Below are 6,667 nucleotides of genomic sequence, written 5' to 3'. Positions count from 1 at the left end.
GAAACCATAATCTTGCTTAATTACTCCAAATGCTCCCTCGACCTGAATAGATCTATTAACTCTTAATAATATACCTTCTTTAGTTGATATATTTTCTATTGAATCTTTTCTAAGCCTTACGAAATTTTTTGATACATATAATAGCTTATTACCTTTTGCCTTTGTACACTTACTTTTATATTCACAACCTAAACAGCTTTCGCTTTCGTATATATGAACTATAGATTTAAAATTTGATTTAGAAGTTTTATTTCTTGTTCCTTTATTAAAAAGCTTCTTACCAGCTGCACAAATATAGTAATCTTCTTCCTCATTATATTGCATATTTTCTCTTTTACTTATATCATTTTTAAACTTTTTAGTTTTTGATTTTTCATATGTTTGTGGCTTAATAAATGCCATTTGATTATTATTTTCTAAATAAGTATAATTTTCTTCGCTTTCATATCCTGAATCAGCAACTATAGCTTCATATTTTTGTCCTAAGTTCTTTTCAAGCTTTTCTAAGAATGGAATAAAAGTAAGTTGATCAGATCTTTCACTTGAAATATCAACTCCAACTATATATTCACCTTCTACTCCTATTTGTACATTATATCCAGGTTTGAGTTGACCATTTTTCATATGATCTTCTTTCATATGCATGAAGGTTGCATCATGATCAGTTTTTGAAAAACTATTTCGACCATTGAAAATGCTATTATAGTCATCATATCTGGTTTGTTTTTCTATAAAATCAATAAGAGCTTCTACATATTTCTGAAGTTTGCTTTTTCTACGTCCTTTTCCATAAACAAAATTTACACCTTGATTTTCTTTTATTTCTAATAATTTTTCATTTATAAATATTGCATCTTCAACCTCGATTTTAGAATCAGAAATTTCTATAGTTATATTGAAAACATCAGATATTTCCATTACTATTTTTTTAAATTTTTTTTGAAGCTTTTCTTCAAGAATATCCGTAGTTTTCTTCCATACAAAAGTATATCTGTTAGCATCCGCTTCGATTTTTGTTCCATCAACAAATAAGTTTTTAAACTCTATTTCATTCCTTTTTTCTAATTCTATAACAAATTGATAAAATAAATCTTCTACACAGCTTTCTAATCTTTTACTTCTAAATCTAGCAATTGTATTATGGCTCGGAGCCTTTTGCCCCTGCAAAAGCCATATGAAATTAAGATCTCTTTTACATGCCTTTTCAAGTTTACGGCTTGAGTATATTCCCTCCATATAACCATAAGCTAATATTCTAAATAATGTTTCAGGTAAGATTACAGAATTTCTACCAATAGTAGAGTATGCTTTGTATAATTGTGAATAATCTAGTCCCTCCGTTACTTCATATAGTGTTCTTACTGAATCATTTTTTGGTATAATAATTTCTAAATTAATTGGGAAAACTACTTGATGAATATGTATAATATTTTTGCTTTTTAAATTATTAGTATTCATAAAAATATTATACACAAAAAGGAGGATTCAAATTCGAATCCTCCTTTTCTTATCGGCTAGTATCAAAATTTATTTTGATACAGCCCCTTTTTATATTAAGCTGTTTTTTTAGTTTTTATAAATAATCCAATAACTAAAGCTATAATAGTAGGAATAACCCAACCAAATCCAACTCCAGCTAAAGGCATAAAGCTTAATGCATCTCCAAAGAATGAGAATAAGAATCCACATACTAAAGAAGTATAAACTGCTAGTCTAATAGCAATAATATTAGTTAAGAATTTATTAAGTAGAGTAACAACAATAATTGTAATAGCTACTGGGTATAAAACATTTAATATTGGAACTGATAATTTAACAATTTTATCAACACCTTGACAAGCTATTATATAACTCATTAAAGAAATAGCTATAGCATTAAATTTATATGATAATTTTCCGTTACTTACCTTTTCGAAGAAAGTGGCACCAGCAGTTAATAAGCCGATTGATGTAGTTAAACAAGCAAGTCCTATAGCAGTTCCGATTAATATTAAACCAAAAGTTCCTAGAATTTTGTTAGCTATGAATACTAATAATGCAGTATTACTAATTCCAGAATCAACTAAATTAACAGTATGAGCGCCTATAAATGTTAAACCACCATAAACAAAGGCTAAACCAACAACAGCAATAAGGCTAGCTTTTAATAAAACTGATTTTACTTCTGAACCTTTATAGCCTTTTTCAACTATAGAAGAAGTAATAACACCAGCAAATAGTAATGCACCTAATGCATCCATTGTTTGATATCCTTCAAGTAAAGACATTGATAGTATATTAGTAGCACCTGTAGGAACTAATTCACCAATTGGATCTATTATTCCTTTAACAATTACTATAGTTAATACAATTATTAATGCAGGTGTTAAAAACTTACCTATTGTATCTATAATAGAAGAACGTTTTAGAACAAAGAATAAATTTATTAAGAAATAAATTGCCATTACTATTATAGGTGACCATGTAGGGAAGAAAGGCAATATTGAAATTTCAAAAGTAGTTGCAGCAGTTCTTGGTATTGCTAGTAATGGACCTATAGCAAAGAATAAAACTGTTGTAAGAATTAATGTAAACTTAGTACCTATTTTATTTGTAATACTTTCAAATGTACCATTTCCTTTAGAACAAGCTAATATAGCAAGTAAAGGTAGACCTACTCCTGTTAGGATAAATCCTAAAATACCCAATAAGTATTGATCTCCTAATTTATTTCCTAGTGATGGTGGGAAGATTAAATTTCCAGCACCAAAGAACATTGAAAATAATGCAAACCCTACTACTATAGAGTCTCTTGTTTTATTTTTCATATGTGTACCTCTTTCTGTCTTTTTAATTTTTTTATTAATTAATTAATTAATAAATTGGCAAGATTTTTTTAATTTTTTTTGTTAAATTGTAAAATTTGATATAATAATAACATTATATATGTTTTTTTTCAACAAAATATTACATGTAAAAATAGGGTTTACGAATGGTAATATTAAGGTACTAAATATAGTATTGCCAATTACATTATGTTATTATATTAATATAAAACTCGTTCTAGTAATTGAGAATGAGTAACTTTCAATGACCAAATTTAATTTTGGCTTGTCAGTTATGTATACTAAAATTTTACTTAGTTAGAGAGGTAATAAAATGAAAGTAAGAAAGGCTATAATACCAGCGGCTGGTCTTGGAACAAGATTTTTACCAGCAACAAAGGCTCAACCAAAGGAAATGCTACCAATAGTTGATAAACCAACAATTCAATACATTATTGAAGAAGCAGTTGCATCTGGAATTGAAGAAATACTAATAATAACAGGAAGAAATAAAAAGTCAATTGAGGATCATTTTGATAAATCTGTTGAATTAGAAATGGAACTTGAAAAGGCTGGAAAGCAAGAAATGCTTGAGTTGGTTAGAGGCATATCTGATATGGTTGATATTCACTATATAAGACAAAAGGAACCAAGAGGATTAGGTCATGCTATTCATTGTGCAAAATCCTTCGTAGGTAATGAACCATTTGCTGTAATGCTAGGTGATGATGTTGTTGATAGTGAGGTTCCTTGTTTAAAACAATTAATAGATTGTTTTAATGAATATAAAACAACAATATTAGGAGTTCAAACTGTAGCGCCTGAAAATGTTGATAAATACGGAATAGTTGATGGGATTCATATTGAAGATAGAGTTTATAAGGTTAAGAGATTAGTAGAAAAGCCGGCGATAGAAGAATCACCAAGTAATGTTGCTATTTTAGGAAGATACATAATAACACCTCAAATTTTTGAGATATTAGAAAATACTAAACCTGGTAAGGGAAATGAAATTCAATTAACAGATGCATTAGAGACATTAATAAGAAATGAAGCTATGTATGCATATGATTTTGAAGGAAGAAGATACGACGTTGGAGATAAGTTAGGTTTCTTACAAGCAACAGTTGAGTTTGCATTAAAGAGAGAAGAACTTAGAGAAGATTTTATAGAATATTTAAATACAAAACCATGGGAAAAATAATAGAAACAGCCTTTTGGCTGTTTCTATTATTTTTTATTTATTATCTTGGTATAAGACCTATTTTCTTTTGCATTTTTCTAAGTGTTTTTATAGCAGCATAGTTAGCTTTTTCAGCACCTAGTTTATATATTTCTTCTAAGGCTTTTTTATCTTTAAGTAAGTTATTAACTCTTTCTTGGATAGGAGCTAATTCATCAACTATTGCATCTGCAACATCTTTCTTTAAGTCAGCATAACCTTTTCCTTTATAAAGGTCAACAACTTCATCTTTTGAATATCCTTTAATTGAAATAAGAATATCAAGTAAGTTTTTAACTCCTGGTTGTTCATCACAGTAATTTACAACGCCTATACTATCAGTAACAGCTCTAGATATTTTCTTTCTTATAACATCAGGAGTATCCATAATTAAGATGTAGCTATTTGGATTATCATCTGATTTTGACATTTTTTTAGATGGATCTTGTAAGCTCATAACCTTTGCACCAACAGGTGGTATATAAGGGTCTGGAACTTTAAATGTTGGGCTATAAGCATTATTAAATCTACCAGCTAAGTCTCTAGCAAGTTCAAGATGTTGTTTTTGATCAATTCCAACAGGAACTAAGTCAGTGTTATATAATAAAATATCTGCAGCCATAAGTACTGGATAAGTAAATAAACCTGCAGGGATAGAATCACCATGTTTTTGAGATTTATCTTTAAATTGAGTCATTCTTGAAAGTTCACCCATATAAGTATTACATGTTAAAAGCCAAGCACCTTCAGAGTGAGCTGGTACATGAGATTGAATAAATAATGTATTTTTTTCAGGATCAATACCACAAGCTATATAAATAGCTAAAACTTCTAGAGTTCTTTTTCTTAAATCAGCAGGAACTTGTTTAACTGTTATAGCATGTAAATCAACTACACAGAAGAAACAATCGTATTCATCTTGAAGTTTAACCCAGTTTTTTAATGCTCCTAAGTAATTTCCTAAAGTTAAATTACCAGATGGTTGAATACCACTGAAAATAACTTTTTTCTTTTCTGCTACGTTTTCCAAATATAGCACCCCTTTTCTTTTTCTTTAAATGTTTTTATATCCTAACTATAAATTTATTACGTTATCATATAGTTAATATTATAAAATTACCAAAATTTTATGTCAACCAAACTTAGGAATTTGCATAAAAAGTATTAAGTTTAAAAAATAAAAAAAAGGAGTTGCTTATGCAACTCCAAACAATTCAATTAATTATCTTCTGTCTCTATTCATCTTTTGAGCTTTTCTAGCTCTTCTGCAATCTGGGCATCTAACAGGATCATTTTCAAACCCTTTTTCTTTGTAGAATTCTTGTTCTCCTACAGTAAAAATGAATTCCTTTCCACAGTCTTTGCAGATAATTTTCTTATCTTCCATTTTATATACCTCCTTAAAATCCATAGGGTGAATCTTGATAACTACTAACTATACACCTAAGGAAAAGGGGTACTTTAATGATATTATCATAGAATTTCCTAATGATTTTTATTACACTATTATTATAGCATAAATTGGAAAAAATGCAACAAACATCCTTTTATAAAAGATAGAAAAATAAATTATTTTTTCTTAGATCTTAAGCTGAAGGCAGTAAATGCAATAAGTGGAACAGCCACAAATAATATTAAATTAATATATTGATAGTACTTAAGTAGGTAAAATAAAATATAATTATTTCTTGATAAAAATGTTCCAAATATAAAGATTGCTAGAGTATAAACTGTAATAAAATATTTATGGTTTTTTATATATTTTTTATATATTATATAAACTCCACAAGCTGAAATTATATATTTTAAGAAAAAGCCCATAACTGTTTGATATAAGAAAAAGAAATCAGCAAATTCTATAAAACTGACAAGCTGAACTCTTTGACTTTGAGTAAATTCAGGGTAAAAGAGATTAGCAGCTCTAAGTGGACCAAAGGTTGATAATATTCCAATTAGTACATAAATACATACAATACCTAATATACCTAATGCTATAAAGCTATGTTTTCTTAAATCCTTACCATTATTTAAATATCTTAGATATGGTAAAGAAATAACAAAAGCAGATAGTGAGCCTAAAACTAATAGGAATGTTGATAAAAATTCACTACCTATAGACCCTGCAAAAACAGGCATAATATATTTTATATCCTTATATTTTTCAGTAAGTATAGCTAGGATAACAGTATTAACACCTAATGAAGATATAATAGTAATTACAAAAATTAAAAATGAACGTATACTTTTACCAATTAGGAACACCGATGGTAAAAGGAAAAATGCGATTATATACCAACTAGGAGTTCCAAGGAAAAAACAAGATTTTACTATATTGGTTTCTACTGCTGCACATTCAAGTGAAGCTAAAAATAATCCAAATGCAAATAAAAATAAAAATACATTTCCTAAGGTTTTAGACAACCCTTGAGTAAAAACTTCATTTATATTATAAATTTTTCTAGAATCCATAACATAAATTAAATACATGGCAAATGCAAAGAAAATTAAGTAAATAGCTAATGTATATAGCCATGTATCTCTTCCCCCTTCTGCAATGAATAAAGAAGGATAGGTTTTAAAAGATATATATGTAACACCAAATATAAAAAGTATAAAGTGCTTTGCTGATAATTTATTCATT

Annotated in this window: 6 protein-coding genes; 1 reads left to right on the top strand and 5 read right to left on the bottom strand. The window is 28.0% G+C overall.

Annotated features, from left to right (window positions below):
- Positions 1–1,458 (bottom strand): IS1182 family transposase (locus HCG76_RS16405; RefSeq protein WP_221700878.1); only part of this gene is annotated, 1,458 nt, incomplete at its 3' end.
- Between the two features lie 95 nt (positions 1,459–1,553).
- The gene (gene brnQ, locus HCG76_RS16400) at positions 1,554–2,807 is read right to left on the bottom strand and encodes a branched-chain amino acid transport system II carrier protein (protein WP_221701329.1); all 1,254 of its coding nucleotides are present in this window, start codon (positions 2,805–2,807) and stop codon (positions 1,554–1,556) included.
- 331 nt (positions 2,808–3,138) lie between these two features.
- Between brnQ and galU the strand changes: the two genes are divergently transcribed.
- Positions 3,139–4,008 carry a UTP--glucose-1-phosphate uridylyltransferase GalU gene (gene galU, locus HCG76_RS16395; protein WP_221701328.1) on the top strand — a complete coding sequence of 290 codons (870 nt, stop codon included), beginning with the start codon at positions 3,139–3,141 and terminating at the stop codon, positions 4,006–4,008.
- A 40-nt stretch (positions 4,009–4,048) separates the two neighbouring features.
- Here the strand turns inward: galU and trpS are convergent, their stop codons facing one another.
- The 3 genes from trpS to HCG76_RS16380 all read right to left on the bottom strand — a co-directional run bounded on the left by trpS (position 4,049) and on the right by HCG76_RS16380 (position 6,666).
- Positions 4,049–5,056: a tryptophan--tRNA ligase gene (gene trpS, locus HCG76_RS16390; protein WP_221701327.1), complete on the bottom strand. Its 1,008-nt coding sequence runs from the start codon at positions 5,054–5,056 to the stop codon at positions 4,049–4,051.
- 192 nt (positions 5,057–5,248) lie between these two features.
- Positions 5,249–5,413: a zinc-ribbon domain-containing protein gene (locus tag HCG76_RS16385; RefSeq protein ID WP_148321349.1), complete on the bottom strand. Its 165-nt coding sequence runs from the start codon at positions 5,411–5,413 to the stop codon at positions 5,249–5,251.
- Between the two features lie 182 nt (positions 5,414–5,595).
- A complete protein-coding gene (locus HCG76_RS16380) occupies positions 5,596–6,666 on the bottom strand; it encodes an endospore germination permease (RefSeq protein WP_221701326.1) in 1,071 nt (356 codons plus the stop codon).
- Between the last annotated feature and the right edge of the window lies 1 nt (position 6,667).

Source organism: Clostridium sp. K13, from assembly GCF_019734195.1.
Classification (GTDB): domain Bacteria; phylum Bacillota; class Clostridia; order Clostridiales; family Clostridiaceae; genus Clostridium.
This window is presented reverse-complemented; position numbering and strand designations above follow the sequence as displayed.

What these genes read in the sequence shown, in the direction of transcription:
- brnQ (WP_221701329.1), bottom strand. Translation starts at nt 2,807, where the DNA reads ATGAAAAATAAAACAAGAGACTCTATAGTAGTAGGGTTTGCATTATTT.
- galU (WP_221701328.1), top strand. Translation starts at nt 3,139, where the DNA reads ATGAAAGTAAGAAAGGCTATAATACCAGCGGCTGGTCTTGGAACAAGA.
- HCG76_RS16385 (WP_148321349.1), bottom strand. Translation starts at nt 5,413, where the DNA reads ATGGAAGATAAGAAAATTATCTGCAAAGACTGTGGAAAGGAATTCATT.
- HCG76_RS16380 (WP_221701326.1), bottom strand. Translation starts at nt 6,666, where the DNA reads ATGAATAAATTATCAGCAAAGCACTTTATACTTTTTATATTTGGTGTT.